This is a genomic window from Arthrobacter sp. B0316-5-4 (assembly GCF_059090325.1).
Genome location: NZ_JBNHFN010000004.1, coordinates 269,661 through 285,185, shown reverse-complemented (window position 1 = coordinate 285,185; position 15,525 = coordinate 269,661). Strand labels below are relative to the sequence as shown.

Genomic DNA, 15,525 nt, shown 5'->3' with positions numbered 1-15,525 from the left:
GTGGCCCTGTCCGGGGGAGTGACGGCGGAAACCGCCAGCACCCGGACACAGTGAGAGGGGCTGACATGACCGTAATTCTGGACGTTACCGACATTCTTGAGCAGGACCTGGGCGCCACCGCTGGGTGGCAGCGTGTCTGCCCGGTGGACGAGCTCGAACTGGCCTGGGGCGAAGCCGCGTTGATCGGCGGACGCCAGATTGCACTCTTCCGCACCGCGGACACCGAGGTTTTCGCTGTCGCCCAGCAGGACCCGGCGACCCTCGCGAACGTCATGGCACGCGGGATCATCGGGTCCAGGGGTAGCCGGCCGACTATCGCTTCGCCCCTGCATAAAGAGGTCTACGACCTCGAAACCGGCGAGTGCTTCACCAACCCCGACCTCAGGCTCGACGCTTTCCGCACCCGTTTGGTGGATGGCTTCATCGAGGTTGAGGTCTAGGAGCTTTACAAGCCCAGCGCTTCGCTGACGTCCCTGAGGACCTCGTCCAATGATGTCCGCGCTGCTTGGCGGGCAGCGGGAAGTTCCGCTGCGGATTCCACAGCCTGGATGACTTCCAGGTAGCACTTGAGCTTCGGTTCCGTGCCACTGGGCCGGATGATCACGCGGGTGAGGTCGCGGGTCAGGTACTGCAGCCCGTCGGTGGGAGGCAACGCGTCGCTTCCCTCCGCCAGATCAGTGAAGACCTCGACGGCGGAGCCCCCGAAAGCTTCGGGCGGGTTGACCCGCAAGCGGTTCATCATGGCGTCCAGGAGGCCCAGGTCCGCCACCCGGATGCTCAGCTGGTCACTCGCGTGCAGGCCGTGCACCAGGTACAAGTCGTCCAGGGTGTCGAAGATGGTCCGGCCTTCGGCTTTCGCAGCTGCCGCGAACTCAGCGATCAGCACCGCCGCCGAGATGCCGTCCTTGTCCCGCACCAGCCAAGGGGCCACACAGTAACCCAACGCTTCCTCGTACCCGTAGATGAGTCCTGGAACGCGCGAAATCCATTTGAAGCCCGTGAGTGTTTCTTCGTGGGCGTATCCTGCCGCAGTGGCAATACGCGACAGAAGCCGCGAGGAAACGATCGAGTTGGCGAAGACTCCGGCCTGCGGCTCGTCGCCGGCGCTGGCGGTTAAACGAGCGACGACGTGTGCCCCCAGGAGTGCGCCTACCTCGTCTCCGCGCAGCATTCGCCACGCTCCGGTGTCCGGGTCCAGGGCGGCAACCGCGGCACGATCGGCGTCGGGGTCGTTGGCCAAAACGATGTCCGCCCTTGATTCCGCAGCTGCCGCGAGAGCCAGGTCCAAGGCGCCGGGTTCTTCCGGGTTGGGGAAGGCGACAGTGGGGAAGTCCGGGTCCGGCTGGGCCTGTTCGGCCACGAGGGTCACATCGGTGAATCCTGCGGCGTTCAGGACGGAAACGGCCGTTTCGCCACCGACCCCGTGCATGGGGGTCAAGACGATCTTGAGGTCCCGGGCGGGGAAGTGCTCCCGATCCACCAGGCCAGCCATGGCGGCTTCGTAGTCGGACGCGATGGAGGTGGGCAGGACCGTCCAGCCGCCGTCGGCCAGTTCGATCGATTCCAGTGCGCCCACTGCCTGGATCTTTTCGGCGATCTCGGCGTCATATGGGGCTACGATCTGTGAGCCGCGGCCGCTTTCAGCCACGGCGTGCCGTCCCAGGTAGACCTTGTAACCGTTGTCCTGCGGCGGGTTATGGCTGGCGGTGACCATCACGCCGCCGTCACAATCCAGGTTCCTGACCGCGTAGGCGAGCAACGGGGTCGGAAGTGCTGACGGCATGAGGAATGTTTCGATGCCTGCCGCGGTGAAAATTGCGGCGGTTTCCTGGGCAAAGATGTCCGAGTTGTAGCGCGCATCGAAGCCGACGACGGCGCGCGGTCGCGTTCCGGGCGAAGCCGCCTCCACCGCTTCGGTCAGGAAGGCGGCCAAACCTGCTGCTGCCCGGCGCACCACCACGCGGTTCATCCGGTTGGGACCAGGACCGAGGGCTGCGCGAAGGCCGGCAGTGCCGAAATGCAGGGTGCCGTTGAAGCTGTCGCCGAGTTCCTGGACTGCTCCCGCGTCGCCGCCTCCGGCGAGTTCGACGAGTTCGGTGAGCTCGGCCGACGTTGCCGGGTCCGGGTCTTGGGAGGCCCACAGGCGGGCGTCGGTGAGCAGCTGTTCAAAGGCGGCATCGCTGGATGTCATAGGGACAAAACTATCCTCAAATGGAGGAGTAGGGCGCAACGAGGGGTGGGATCCCACCCCAAAGAGTGGTCGTAAAGGGTGGGATTGCGCCCCTTGGCGGGCTAGAACGGACGCGATTGCACCGTAACCTTCGTGTCCCCGTCCGTGCTGAACACCGAGGTTCCCGTGGCATCCCAGTCAGGAAAGAAGGTATCTGAGATGACGATGGCGCCGTCCCCCGCGAAGACTTCCACGGACGAGGAATCCAGGAGTATCCGGAGGCGGACCTTGGCGTCGTTACTGGAGGGTGGCAGCGTGGCCTGGTGGTACGGGCTGAATTTCTCGGAAAAGTTGGTGGTTCCGGCGTTCGAACGGTCTACCTTCACTGTGCGGGTGTCCTTGGCGTAGGTGATCCGCAGGGCTGATTTTCCGTCGGCTGATGCACGGAGGTTCACGCCTGCCTCGCGGGCCGATGTCAGCTCCATCTCCACCTCGAGCAGTTGCGCCCGCGCCGTGAAATCGTCGCCCAGGTGCTGTAGCCCGGAGCCGACGGTGAGGTTTTTGCTTTGCACCGCACTGCCAGCGCGCTCAAGAGCCTCCCGTGAAACAGTGGCAATGGCCGATCGCAGCTCAAAACGGTGCTCGCCGCGCACCAGTGTCAGTTCGCGCGGGATCGCCATGGATCCGCGCCAGGGAGTGGTGGGAACGTGCTGGGCGTAGTCCCAATTGCCCATCCAGCCGAGCAGCACGGGCTTGCCGCCGGGAGCAGCAGAAATGGAGTTCGCCGCGTAGTAGTCGGCGCCATAATCCAGCCACTGGGAATCGCTGAGCGGGGCATCGGGTGCAGCGGCATTTTCCGCAGTGAAGTGGGTTCCGTCGAAGTCGCCCACGAAGTACTGCATGCCCGAACCGCCCGCGATGCCACCGGGGTTGATGCTCAACAGCATGACCCATTTCTTTGCCGTGGAGTCTTCCACGTCCATGGCGATGAGCTCGGGAACCTCCCAAAGGCCGCCCTGGGCGCCGGCTCCGGAGAAATCACTGAGGAAATCCCAGTGCAGAAGATCGGTGGATTTGAACATTTTGACCACCTGGGCGTCGGCCACAACCGTGGTCATCACCCAGTAACCTCCCGGCCCGTACCAGGTGATCTTGGGGTCGCGGAAGTTGTTGTTGGTGGGCGAGAGGTTGAGCACGGGGTTGCCCTGGTACTTCTCCCACGTGGTGCCCTTGTCCAGGCTGAATGCCACCGACTGGGCTTGGGCCCCCTGGGGGAGCGCGCCGTTCTTGCCGTAGGCGCTGGTGTAGAGGGCAACCATGGGCGGGTTTTCGGCTGATCCGAGGCCGGATGCGTTGTGGGTGTCCATCACGATGCAGCCAGAGAAGATCTCTTCCTCCGGGCTCGCTTCCATGGCTACCGGCTGTTGTTCCCAGTGCAGCAGGTCGGTGCTGGTGGAGTGGCCCCATGACATGTTTCCCCATGAGTTTCCGCGCGGGTTGTACTGGTAGAAGGCGTGGTACGTCCCATCGTGGAAGACCAGCCCGTTGGGGTCGTTGAGCCAGTTCCTCGCGGCCGTCAGGTGGGCGGCTGGCCGCCAGGGATCCGAAGCGGTGGGTGCGTTGGCCGCGGCGGTGGGTGCCGGCGTCGGGCTTTCATCCGGGGTGCAGGCAGCGGCTGAAAAACCAACCACGACGGCGGCGCTTGCGGCCAGCAGGTGGCGGCGGGACAGGTGGGGGTTGGGAAGAGTCATGGGGGAATCCTGAAGGGTTGGGGTGGCGGGGGTGCCAGCATTCATGGAGCCGGCACCCCCGCCGTGGCCTGACGACCGGGGGTGTTACTTGTAGAGGCCCTCGCCACCAACACGGACGTTGGTGGGCAGGTAACCGAACGGGCCGAGGCCGTTCTGGCCGAAGCTGCGGTCAACCTGGGTCACGCCGCCCTTGAAGTTCATCTTCACGGTGGGTGAGAGCGAACCGCCGCGGACGCCGTCGACGTTGTCGATGAACGACTGGACAAGGCCGCCCGGTTGGACGTAGTGGGAGTAGGCCTGGAACTGCCGCCCGTTCTGGCGCGGATCCGGACCTTCCGGGGCGTTGGCCGGCATGTTCAGGTCCGTGGGGGAGCCCAAAGCCAGGCCGCTGTTGTTGACCGGCTGGTAGTCCGAACGAACGCCGTCGCCTACGAAGCCGTAGACGCCGTCGGGGCCGCGCATGCCGTCGGCGTAGGTGAACTGGTGGCTGATGGTGAACAGGTAGTACTTGTTCTTGCCGTTCTCGTTCTGGATGTAGATCTGCGGGCGCTCGGTCTGGTCGTTGACGCAGTTGGCGGACAGGACCGGCGGGAGGAAGCTCCACTTTGTGAGGTCCTTGTTGTCCGCCACGGCCAGGCCCACGTTGGCGGTCTGGTACCAGGCGCCCGTGGTGCTGTTGACCTGGTCGACGGTCTCGGCGTGCGGATCGCCGGGCTGGTAGCCGAGGTCTTCCTGCTTGCACTTGTAGGAGCCGCGGGTGCCACCGGTGTTGCCTTCGAACACCATGAAGGTCTTGCCGGGGTGTGCGGGGTCCGCGAACGTGTAGGGATCACGGAAGGCGAAGCCCGGGTTCTGGGCCTTGTTCTGGTACAGCTTTCCGTCTGGTTCCAGCAGCTTGGTGTGCTGGAAACCATCGAAGGTCACGCCGTTCTTATCCGCGTGGATGGTGCCCAGGGCTTTTGCGATGGCCGCATCCGGGGCGATACCACCGCCTCCTGCGTTGCGCTCGGCGACGTCGTAGAACGTGGTGGCGGTATAGAACACATTGATCTTGTTGCCTTGCATGAGGCGCGTGGACCCAGACCATTCCGTGTTGCCGATGGAGGTGTTGTCCAGGAACAGATGGCCGCCGTAATTCCACTTGTCCTTGGCGGGGTCGGCGTTGGTCTTGCGGAAGAAGTAGCCGATCCGGGCGTTCCAGTGACGCTGGTCGAAGCCGTAGCCTGCGTGGCGGTCGGCCACGAGGGAGAAGATCACGTCCCAGCCCTTGTAGCTGATCTGGTTGGCGTTCTCGTCTGTCAGGGACCAGGTATCCCAGACCCAGACGTCGTCGTTCATCGCGGGGAAGTCCTTGGGGATTTCCGGCATGGTGACGTTGGGGCTCATGGAGTTCTGTCCGGGCGCAACGTTGGGGTTGCTCTGGGCCATGATCTGTTTGGCATCCGCGCGCGTCCACTTGGAGGTGAAGTTCGCGGCGGGGTCATAGGCCTGCTGGGTGTGCAAGCTCGGCAGCGGGAAGCCGGGCGTTGGCGCCGGCATGGTGCTGGACGGCGGGTCGGCCGGCAGGTTGGCCTGCGCAGCCGGCGTGAGCAGCAGTATGCTGCCGGCCATGCTGGCTGCCGCTGCGACGGCTACTGCCCGTCGCAGACGGCGGCGTGGCCGTTGAGGGGTTGAGTGCGTGTTCATGCTTGCTCTTCTCGCGGAGTGTTGGACTTCGTGGAGTGGGGCGCATGCCCTGGTCCCCTGGTGAGGGGTTCCCTGCTCCGGCGTCCGTCGATCCGCGGGAGGCGTCATCGAGGGACGCCATCGTTTCGGGAGTGCGGCGAGGCCTCGTGGGGGACTCGCCGCGGCGCGCTCCGGCACGTCGACTTACCGGAACGCTCCCCACGCTAGACACGTGTTAGGTCGCAAATCAAAGGACGTTTCGGCCGCCCAAAAAGCTACCCGCCGGTAGATGCGCAAGCGCTTACATTGTCCAACATGCGCGCGTGGCATATCCGCAGGAAGCGGGTCAAATGTTTCGGCATAAATCTTATTTATTCTGAGAATTTACTGTGCGTTTACATGCCGGAAGAGTTGTTAGCGCGCACCATGAAGTGCCTGCTTAAAGCAGCAATGCGTGGCCACCGGACGGTGACCACGCATTAATTGGGGCGAAAGCCTCAGAGCTTCGCGATAATCTCAGCCAGCAGCTTGGAGATACGCTTGCCCGCAGCCTGGCCGGCTTCCAGGACTTCCGCGTGGCTCAAGGGAACCGGGCTAATGCCCGCTGCGAGGTTGGTGACCAGCGAAATGCCGAAGACTTCCATGCCTGCATGGCGGCCGGCGATCGCTTCCAACGCGGTGGACATGCCAACGAGGTCCGCTCCGATGCGCTTGGCGTACTGGACTTCCGCCGGGGTTTCGTAGTGCGGGCCCGTGAACTGCGCGTACACACCCTCCTGCAGGGACGGATCCACTTCGCGGGCGAGATCCCGGATTCGCGAGGAGTAAAGATCGGTGAGGTCAACGAACGTAGCGCCCTCAAGCGGTGAGGTGGCAGTCAGGTTGATGTGGTCGCTGATGAGCACGGGCGTGCCCGGCGTCCAGTCCTCGTTGAGACCGCCGCAGCCGTTGGTGAGGACCAGTGTCTTGCACCCGGCAGCCGCTGCAGTGCGGACGCCGTGCACCACGGATCGGACGCCCTTGCCTTCGTAGTAGTGCGTCCTTGCGCCGAGCACCAAAGCCCGCTTGCCCTCTTTGGTCAGGACGGAGCGGATGGTTCCGACGTGGCCCACCACAGCGGGTTTGTGGAAGCCGGGAACCTCCGAGGCGTTAAGGGTGGCGGTGGTTTCGCCGATCAGATCGGCGGCCTCGGCCCAGCCGGATCCCAGCACCAGTGCTACATCGTGGGACTCAATGCCGGTTTCCGCGGCAATGAAGTCTGCAGCGGCCTGGGCGGCTTCAAAAGGGTCTGTGTTCATCAGCTCAGTGTTACTCACTGGTACAAGCTACCTTGCGGCCACCGGACTTTGGTAGGGACCGCGGGGCGGGTGAGGGTGGGCTGAGTGGCAGCCGGCGTGGCAATGAGCGAGAATTGAGGATTGTGACCACCCAAGTTGACTTCAGTGCCCCCCGTATCGCGATCCTGGGAGGTGGTCCCGGCGGATATGAAGCTGCCATGGTGGCCGCCTCGCTCGGTGCGCACGTCACCATCGTTGAGCGTGCGGGCCTTGGCGGCTCAGCCGTGCTGACCGACGTCGTGCCTTCCAAAACGCTCATCGCGACCGCCGACCTCATGACCCGCGTCGGTGAGGCCGATGAGCTGGGAGTGAAGTTCGACGGCGACGGCACGGCATCAAAGCCCCGCGCCGACCTCAAGCACATTAACGACCGCGTCCTGAACCTGGCCCACGGCCAGTCCTACGACATCCGTGCGGGCCTGGAGCGCCTGGGCGTGGAGATCGTCATCGGTTCGGGCAAGCTGCTGGACAACAACACCATCGAGGTCCTGACCCTCGAAGGCACCCGCACCATTGACGCCGACGCGATCCTGCTGGCCGTTGGTGCCCATCCGCGTGAACTCCCCACCGCCAAGCCCGACGGCGAACGCATCCTCAACTGGGCCCAGATCTACAACCTGGACGAACTTCCCGAGGAACTGATCGTGGTTGGTTCCGGTGTGACCGGCGCCGAGTTCGCCTCCGCCTACAACGGCCTTGGTTCCAAGGTCACCCTGATTTCCAGCCGCGACCAGGTCCTCCCCGGCGAGGACACGGATGCGGCAAAGCTGCTGGAAGGCGTCTTTGAGCGCCGCGGCGTACGTGTTTTGTCCAAGTCCCGCGCGAACGCGGTGGAGCGGACCGACGACGGCGTGAAGGTCACCTTGGGTGACGGATCGATCGTGACAGGTACGCACTGCCTGGTGTGTGTTGGGTCCATTCCCAACACGGCTGGAGTCGGCCTTGAAGAAGCAGGCGTGACGCTCACGGAGTCCGGCCACATCAAAGTGGACGGCGTTTCCCGCACCACTGCCCCCAACATCTACGCGGCCGGCGACTGCACCGGCGTGTTCGCCCTCGCATCAGTGGCAGCCATGCAGGGCCGGATCGCGATCGCCCACTTCATGGGTGACGGCGTGAAGCCCCTCAAGCTCAACCAGGTTGCGTCCAACATCTTCACCTCCCCGGAAATCGCGTCCGTGGGCGTTTCCGAGGCCGACCTCGCGTCCGGCAAATACCAAGGCGATGTTGTGATGCTGTCCCTGCTCAGCAACGCCCGCGCCAAGATGCGTAACACCAAGGATGGCTTCGTCAAGATCATCGCCCGCAAGGGATCCGGCACCGTGATTGGTGGCGTGGTGGTTGGCCCGAATGCCTCCGAGCTCATCTTCCCGATCTCGGTTGCCGTCACCCAGAAACTGCACGTCGATGACGTGGCCAGCGCTTTCACGGTGTACCCGTCCCTCACGGGATCCATCTCGGAAGCTGCGCGGCGCCTGCACGTTCACATGTAGTTGTGACGCCGACGCCCGTTTCGACGGTTCGCAGCGGACCAGACGATTCCTACCGTCTAACGTGCAGCGAGCCATCGAAACGGGCGTTTGTGCTTCCTACGTGTGCAGAGCGGCGATGGCTTCAGCGAGGGGCATGTGCAACGCCGGACCATGGCCCTGCTCTGAGATGTTCACGTGAGAAGTCTAAGAGCGGCAAACCAAAAACTATGCGGCTTCAAGCAGCGGCGGCCTGGAAGTGTTTCTCGATTATGCCCTTGATGTCCTCGTGGCACCCGCCGCAACCTGTGCCCGCGCGGGTTTCCTTGGACACCTCGGCAACGGAAGAGCAACCTTCCTGCACCGAGTCTTCGATGCTGGCGGCGCTCACCCCGGCGCAACGGCAAACGGTGCGTTGGGGGTCGGTGCTGGTGGCGCCGCTGTCCAGCTGGTCCGGGCCATCCAGGCGCAGCAGCAAGGACCGGTCTGCAGGGAGCTCGGAAGAGCGTTCAAACAAGACCACCAGTTCGGCAGCGGTCCGGGGCATGCCCACAGACACCAAGCCCTCCAGCACACCGCCCCGGGTGGTCATCTTCACGTAGCGGCCGTGCTCAGGATCGGCCCATTGTGAGACCTGCCGCCGCGGGCGCCCGGAAGCAGCACCAGCTTCCAATAACTCTTCATCCCAGGGATCCGTCTGGTTGTCGCCCGCCACGGCAAGGTTGATGCCGCGCGCCTTCAGGACCACCACACCGGGCTTTTCCGGGGGGAGCGCTTCGAGCGCATCCGCTGCAGCCTGTCCGTCGCGGGCCAGGACCACGAGGTACTCGGCCAACCACTCGGCCTGCCGCCAGCCCGGACCAACCAGACCGGACGGACCTGGGGCGCTCCGGCAATCGAGGCATGCAGCGTCCGGGCAGTGCACTTCCGCGCAGTCGCCGATCGCGAACATGTGGGGCTCGTGATAGGTCCGGAGGTGGTGGTCCACCAGGATCCCGACGCCGGTAGGAAGACCACAGCCTTCCGCCAGTTCAATCCGGGGCCGCACGCCACAGGACAGCACCAGCAGGTCGCCGTCGATCGCGGAACCGTCATCGAGCAACAGGGCGGAGAAGGATCCTCCGGGGCCCGCCGTTTCAACACCGGTGGAGCGGGCGTTGCCCGCCATCCTGACTCCGCCCAAACGCAAGCTGTTGGTGAGCACGGAGCCGCTGCCGCGGTCGATGCTCCGGCCCAGGGGGAACGGCCCGTTGTGGACGACGGTGGCCAGGGCGCCTTCTTCGGCGGCAGCCAGCGCCGTCTCCAAGCCCAGGACGCCACCGCCCAGCACCACCACGCGCTTGCCACCTGCCACGGCAGCACGAAGGACGGCGGCGTCCCTTAGATCGCGCAAGGCCGTCACGCCCGCCGGAAGCACAGGTCCGGCAGGGTCGGGGTTGAGGCCGGTGAGGTTGGGGATCACGGGACGGGAACCAGTGGCGAACACCAGCCGGTCGTAATGCTCGGAGCTGCCATCGGAAAGCACTACGTGCTGGCGTGCCCGGTCGATCCTTTTGACCCTCACACCCAACCTGACGTCGACGCCGTCGGCAATCAATTCTGCCGCGTCAGCCATGGCGAGGGCCTCGGCGGTGGTCCGACCCACGCCCAGTTCGGCAACCATCACGCGGTTGTAGGCAGCTTCCGGCTCCTGTCCAACCACCATCAGCTGGACCAGGCCCGAGCGTACTGCGGGGAGGATTTCGTCCACGAGCCGCGCGGCAACGGGACCGAAACCTACTACGACAATCCGCTCGCTCATAAAGCCTCCTTGACGTTCGCCAGCATTCGAACCCCGACGGCGGTTGCTGCCACCGGGGTTGCCGCTGCCTTCTTAACCCACACCCGGCTGGTCTTGAACTCCGGCATGCCGGAAATGGGATCGGTTGCCGCCTCGGTGAGGCGGTTGGCGTTCTCCTGGCCGGGGAAGTGGAATGGCAGGAAAACGGTGTCAGGCCGGACAGAGTTGCTGAGCTCGGCGCGGCAAAGGACCTCACCGCGCTCGTTCGTGACGGTGGCGTACTCGCCGTCCGCAATCCCACGCGAGGCCGCGGTTCCGGGGTGGATCAGGAGCCGTGCCTGCGGTTGCGCTGCCATCAAAGCTTCAACCCGTCGGGTCTGGGCGCCGGACTGGTAATGCTCCAGCAGCCGGCCGGTAGCAAGGGCCAGGGAATCATCCGCAAACGAACGCGCTGATCGCTTGGTGGGAGTCACCGGAACCATCACCGCGCGACCGTCAGTATGGGCGAAGCCTTCGCCGAAAAGCCGCGGTGTACCGGTGCTGCCAACGGGGTAGGGCCAGTAGGCCGCCTCGCCGCGGTCCAGCATGGCGTAGTCGATGCCCGAATAATCGGCCACGCCGCCAGCAGAAGCCAGACGGAGTTCCTCGAACACCGTCTCGGGGTGGTCGCTGAACGTGGAAGGGGCTTCCAGGATCTCAGCCAGCCGGGCCATCAGCCACAGTTCACTACGGACGCCCGAGGGAGGGGTGAGCGCTTGGCGCCGCCGGATCACCCGGCCCTCCAGGTTGGTCAGCGTGCCTTCCTCCTCGGCCCACTGCGTCACCGGCAGTACCAAATCAGCTTCCTGGGCGGTCTCGGACATGAAGAAATCACAGACCACCAGGAAATCCAGGCTGCGAAGCCCCTGAATCACGGCGTTCGTATCGGGCGCCGACACCACAACGTTGGCTCCGTGCACGAAAAGGCAACGGACGCCGTCGGGCTTTCCGAGCGACGTGAGGAGTTCGACGGCGGGCAGCCCCGGTCCGGGGATCAGCGACTCATCGACTCCCCACACCTGGGCCATGTGGGCGCGGGCGGCGGGATCGGTGATCTTGCGGTAGCCCGGGAGCTGATCGGCTTTTTGCCCGTGTTCGCGGCCGCCCTGTCCGTTGCCCTGGCCGGTGAGTGTGCCGTAGCCGCTGCGCGCCGAACCGGGCAGGCCGAGCAGGAGGCTGAGGTTGATCGCGGCGGTGGCCGTGTCCGTGCCGTCGACGTGTTGCTCCACGCCCCTGCCGCTGAGAATGTAGCTACCGCCGGTACGGGCACCGTGAGCCAGCCGCCGGGCGGTCTCGCGGATGAGGTTCGCTGGAACGCCGGTGATGGTCTGGACGCGTTCGGGCCAGAAGGCGTTCAGGCTGCGCACCACAGCCGCGTAACCCGTGGTCTTGGCAGCAACGAACTCGGCATCCACCAGGCCCTCGTGCACCACCGCGTGCGAGATGCCCAGAAGGAGGGCCAAATCGGTACCGGGGGTCGGCTGCAGGTGGAGGCCGCCGCCGTCGGACGTCAACGCAGCAGTTGCTGAGCGGCGCGGATCCACCACGATCAGGCCGCCGGCATCGCGGGCGCCCTGCAGGTGCGGGACGAAGGGTGGCATGGTCTCGGCAACGTTGGAACCGAGCATGAGGATGACGGACGCGGTGTCCAGGTCCGTTACCGGGAAGGGGAGGCCGCGGTCCACGCCGAACGCACGGTTGCCTGCCGCCGCAGCCGAAGACATGCAGAACCGGCCGTTGTAGTCGATGCGGGAAGTCCTCAGCGCCAGCCGCGCGAACTTGCCCAGCTGGTACGCCTTCTCGTTGGTGAGGCCGCCGCCCCCGAAGACGCCCACCGCATCGTTTCCGTGTTGCTTCTGGGTGTCCTTGACGGCGGCTGCGATGAGCATGAGCGCTTGGTCCCATGAGATCGGTTGGTGGACGCCGTCCGATCCCTTGAGCAGCGGTTCGGTGACCCGGCCGTCGTGATGCAACAACGACGCCGATGTCCAGCCTTTGCGGCACAGCCCGCCCCGGTTGGTGGGGAAGTCGCGCCCGGAAACCTCCAGGGGCGCGGCGGGCTGGGCCGGTTCTGCGGTGGGTGCGGGCGCCGGCCCCGGCGCGGCGGAGTCCGTCGCAGCCGGGGTCAGCGTCATGGCGCACTGGAGCGCGCAGTAGGGGCAGTGGGTATCGGCGCCGTTGGACATCTAGATGTGTCCGATCGTGTTGCGCTTCCGGGCCGGGCGGATGTAGCAGACCCAGCAGACGGTGAGCATCAGGACGTACGCTCCCACGAATCCGTAGAACGCCGGGGTGTAGGAACCTGCCGTGGTGTTGGAGGCGTTGAGCACCTGCGGGATTACGAAGCCGCCATAGGCGCCGATTGCCGAGATCAGGCCCAGTGAGGATGCTGAAAGCCGGGCAGTGGCCGCGCTGCTGGCCCCGTTCCGTGCAGCCCTGCTGGAGGTGGCGAAGATGACCGGGATCATGCGGTACGTTGCGCCGTTACCAAAGCCACTCGCCAGGAAGAGGAGCAGGAACAGTGTGAGGAAGAGCCAGAAGTTCTTCAGCGGCAACGTCCAGATCATGGTGAGGGTGATGACGGCCATGGAAGCGAAGGAGGCGATGGTCATACGCGCCCCGCCCATCCGGTCGGCCATGCGTCCGCCGTAGGGGCGGGCCAGGGAGCCGACAAGCGGGCCGAGGAAGGCAAGCGAGAGGGCAACTGCGCCGACGTGGATGGAGGAGAAATCAGGGAAGTAGTCCTTGATCAGTTTGGGGAAGACGCCCGCAAAGCCGATGAAGGAACCGAAGGTACCGATATACAGGAACGCCATGACCCACAGGTGCGGTTCCTTGAGGGCGGCCAGCGAGCCGGCCACATCGCCTTTGGCGCTGGTGAGGTTGTTCATGTACTTCCAGGCGCCGAAGGCGGCAATGAGGATCAGGGGAATCCAGATGATGCCGGCCATGGGAAGGTTGACGGTTCCCGCCGCCAGGAGCGTGATGGCGATCGGAACAACAAGCTGCGCGACGGCGGCACCCAGGTTCCCGCCGGCGGCGTTCAGTCCCAGCGCCCAACCCTTTTCGCGGGCCGGGTAGAAGAAGGTGATGTTGGCCATGGAACTGGCGAAGTTGCCGCCACCGAAGCCTGCGAGGGCGGCGATGAGCAGCATGACACCGAACGGCGTTTCCGGGTTGGAGACGCAGATCGCCAATCCTGTGGTGGGGATCAGGAGCAGGAGTGCCGAGACGATGGTCCAGTTCCGGCCACCGAACTTCGGAACCATGAAGGTGTAGGGGATTCGGAGTGTTGCGCCTACGAGGCTGGGAATGGAGATGAGCCAGAAGATCTGGTTGGAGTCGAACGCGAAACCGGCAGCTGGGAGCTGGACGACCACGATGGACCACAGCTGCCAGACAACGAATCCGAGGAATTCGGCGAAGATGGACCAGTAGAGGTTTCGCTTGGCGATGGACCGGCCTTCGGCTTCCCACTGGCCCTTGTCCTCGGCATCCCAGTTGGCGATCCAGCGGCCGGGGCGGTGTTCAAGGGTGGGGGTGGCGGCAGCAGTGGACTGGACGGGAACCAGTGCATCTGCGGTGCTATCAACAGTCACGGGAGTGCCTCCTTGGTGGGGGACGTTGTTCTTCCAAGGTAGGTTTGGCGCATTTCACGGACGGTCGCTGTTTGTAAACGCCCTGTGACATTTCCCTATCGGCGGGGTCACCGGCGAGTGAGGCGATGGTGAGGTAATGTGGCGCAGACCACATGGTGGGATTTCTGCGGCTGTCCGCATGCTGGACTTAGTTGTCCAGTCAATGGACAGCGGGAACTATTATTGAACTCTCGAATAATCCATCGCCGGGGTCGTCTCCTGGGGCATCGGCCGGCGTGAACGAAAGCTGCAACTACATGTCTTCCACCGCACCATCCAAGGAAGGCGAGTCCACTCAGCCGGTGAACTCGCGGGGCAAGGTGATCTTCGCCAGCCTGATCGGCACGACGATCGAGTTCTACGACTTCTACGCCTATGCCACCGCGTCGGTACTCGTCTTCCCGAAGCTCTTCTTCCCGGACGCCACTGACATCAACGCGTTGCTCAGTGCGTTTGCCATCTTCGGCGTTGCCTTCTTCGCCCGTCCGATCGGCGCCGTGGTCTTCGGACACTTCGGTGACAAGATCGGCCGCAAGGGCACCCTGGTCGCTTCGCTGCTGACCATGGGTATCGCCACCTTCCTGATCGGACTCCTGCCCACCGCGTCCATGCAGGGTTGGGCCGTCCTGGCACCCGTCCTCCTGGTGGTGCTGCGCTTCTTCCAAGGCCTCGCCCTCGGTGGAGAATGGTCCGGTGCGGCTCTGCTCGCCACCGAAAACGCCCCGGAAGGCAAGCGCGCCATCTACGGAACGTTCCCGCAACTTGGTGCCCCGATCGGCTTCATCATTGCCAACATCATCTTCATTTGGATGAACGTGGCCCTGAGCGCCGAAGAATTCCTCGCATGGGGCTGGCGGGTTCCGTTCATACTCAGTGCCGTGCTGGTCATCGTGGGTCTCTACGTCCGCCTGAAACTGGTGGAAAGCGTGTCCTTCACCAAGGTCATCCAGCAGGAGAAGGTCCAGAAGCTGCCCCTCGCTGCAACCCTGAAGAGCCACTGGCGCCCGGTCGTTGCCGGTACGTTCATCATGTTCGCCACCTACGTGCTCTTCTACATCATGACCACGTTCACTCTGTCCTACGGCACCAAGCCCACCCTGGCTGGGGCACAGGCCGCCGCCGAAAAGGCCGGCAAGCCCATGACGGCCGACCAAATCGCAGCGTTCGTTCCCGGCCTGGGCATTACCCGGTCCGACTTCCTGTGGATGCTGATCATCGGCGTGGTCTTCTTCGGTATCTTCACGGTGGTTTCCGGGCCTCTGGCTGAGAGGTGGGGCCGCCGCAAGTTCCTGCTGGGCGTCACTGCCGGCATCTTTGTCTTCGGCGCGCTCTGGTTCACCATGTTCGGCCCCGGCCAGGCTGCCGCCATGGTTGGCCTCATTGTCGGGTTCACGCTCATGGGCCTGACCTTCGGTCCCATGGCCGCCATCCTGCCCGAACTGTTCCCGGCGAACGTCCGCTACACGGGTTCTGCGGTCGCCTACAACCTGTCGTCCATGATCGGCGCGGCCCCGGCATCGTTCGTGGCCATCGCACTCTGGTCGGCAGCTAACGGAAGCACGTGGCTGGTGGGTGCCTACATGGCTGCCGCGGCCGTGGTGACGTTCATCGCCCTGTGGTTGACCCGTGAAACCAAGAACACGGACTACGAGAACAACGTAGCCTAAGCAGTCCCA

Annotated in this window: 10 protein-coding genes; 3 read left to right on the top strand and 7 right to left on the bottom strand. The window is 64.5% G+C overall.

The features are described from left to right. Positions 1-65: 65 nt before the first annotated feature. Positions 66-440 carry a nitrite reductase small subunit NirD gene (nirD, locus tag AC5RU9_RS13295; RefSeq protein ID WP_211713226.1) on the top strand — a complete coding sequence of 125 codons (375 nt, stop codon included), beginning with the start codon at positions 66-68 and terminating at the stop codon, positions 438-440. 5 nt (positions 441-445) lie between these two features. Here the strand turns inward: nirD and AC5RU9_RS13290 are convergent, their stop codons facing one another. From AC5RU9_RS13290 to AC5RU9_RS13275, 4 genes are all read right to left on the bottom strand, one after another. Then, positions 446-2,191, bottom strand: a complete 1,746-nt coding sequence (locus AC5RU9_RS13290) for a phospho-sugar mutase (RefSeq protein WP_494016809.1) — start codon at positions 2,189-2,191, stop codon at positions 446-448. A 101-nt stretch (positions 2,192-2,292) separates the two neighbouring features. After that, on the bottom strand, positions 2,293-3,921 hold the full coding sequence (locus AC5RU9_RS13285; protein WP_494016808.1) for a glycoside hydrolase family 32 protein: 1,629 nt from the start codon (positions 3,919-3,921) through the stop codon (positions 2,293-2,295). A gap of 84 nt (positions 3,922-4,005) precedes the next feature. Beyond that, a complete protein-coding gene (locus AC5RU9_RS13280; RefSeq protein ID WP_494016807.1) occupies positions 4,006-5,607 on the bottom strand; it encodes a glycoside hydrolase family 68 protein in 1,602 nt (533 codons plus the stop codon). A gap of 476 nt (positions 5,608-6,083) precedes the next feature. Beyond that, on the bottom strand, positions 6,084-6,884 hold the full coding sequence (locus AC5RU9_RS13275; protein WP_494016806.1) for a purine-nucleoside phosphorylase: 801 nt from the start codon (positions 6,882-6,884) through the stop codon (positions 6,084-6,086). A 122-nt stretch (positions 6,885-7,006) separates the two neighbouring features. Here AC5RU9_RS13275 and AC5RU9_RS13270 point away from each other — a divergent pair, with 122 nt between their 5' ends. Then, positions 7,007-8,416, top strand: coding sequence for an NAD(P)H-quinone dehydrogenase (locus AC5RU9_RS13270; protein ID WP_494016805.1), 1,410 nt, complete (start codon positions 7,007-7,009; stop codon positions 8,414-8,416). Positions 8,417-8,630: 214 nt separating this feature from the next. On the opposite strand, the gene AC5RU9_RS13265 is transcribed toward AC5RU9_RS13270, so the two are convergent. Genes AC5RU9_RS13265 through AC5RU9_RS13255 form a run of 3 tightly spaced genes read right to left on the bottom strand, consistent with a single transcriptional unit; the run spans position 8,631 to position 13,810 of the window. Then, complete coding sequence (locus AC5RU9_RS13265) at positions 8,631-10,193, bottom strand: FAD-dependent oxidoreductase (RefSeq protein ID WP_494016804.1); 1,563 nt, start codon at positions 10,191-10,193, stop codon at positions 8,631-8,633. Next, positions 10,190-12,397, bottom strand: coding sequence for a molybdopterin oxidoreductase family protein (locus AC5RU9_RS13260; RefSeq protein ID WP_494016803.1), 2,208 nt, complete (start codon positions 12,395-12,397; stop codon positions 10,190-10,192). Before AC5RU9_RS13260 ends, AC5RU9_RS13265 begins: the two co-directional genes overlap by 4 nt. Next, positions 12,398-13,810: an MFS transporter gene (locus AC5RU9_RS13255; protein ID WP_494016802.1), complete on the bottom strand. Its 1,413-nt coding sequence runs from the start codon at positions 13,808-13,810 to the stop codon at positions 12,398-12,400. Positions 13,811-14,106: 296 nt separating this feature from the next. On the opposite strand from AC5RU9_RS13255, the gene AC5RU9_RS13250 reads away from it, so the two are divergent. Continuing rightward, positions 14,107-15,516: an MFS transporter gene (locus AC5RU9_RS13250; RefSeq protein WP_494016801.1), complete on the top strand. Its 1,410-nt coding sequence runs from the start codon at positions 14,107-14,109 to the stop codon at positions 15,514-15,516. Positions 15,517-15,525: the final 9 nt, after the last annotated feature.

Excerpts from the sequence above, each read along its gene's own strand:
- AC5RU9_RS13280 (WP_494016807.1), bottom strand. The coding sequence starts at position 5,607 with ATGAACACGCACTCAACCCCTCAACGGCCACGCCGCCGTCTGCGACGG.
- AC5RU9_RS13285 (WP_494016808.1), bottom strand. The coding sequence starts at position 3,921 with ATGACTCTTCCCAACCCCCACCTGTCCCGCCGCCACCTGCTGGCCGCA.
- nirD (WP_211713226.1), top strand. The coding sequence starts at position 66 with ATGACCGTAATTCTGGACGTTACCGACATTCTTGAGCAGGACCTGGGC.
- AC5RU9_RS13275 (WP_494016806.1), bottom strand. The coding sequence starts at position 6,884 with ATGAACACAGACCCTTTTGAAGCCGCCCAGGCCGCTGCAGACTTCATT.
- AC5RU9_RS13250 (WP_494016801.1), top strand. The coding sequence starts at position 14,107 with ATGTCTTCCACCGCACCATCCAAGGAAGGCGAGTCCACTCAGCCGGTG.
- AC5RU9_RS13260 (WP_494016803.1), bottom strand. The coding sequence starts at position 12,397 with ATGTCCAACGGCGCCGATACCCACTGCCCCTACTGCGCGCTCCAGTGC.
- AC5RU9_RS13265 (WP_494016804.1), bottom strand. The coding sequence starts at position 10,193 with ATGAGCGAGCGGATTGTCGTAGTAGGTTTCGGTCCCGTTGCCGCGCGG.
- AC5RU9_RS13290 (WP_494016809.1), bottom strand. The coding sequence starts at position 2,191 with ATGACATCCAGCGATGCCGCCTTTGAACAGCTGCTCACCGACGCCCGC.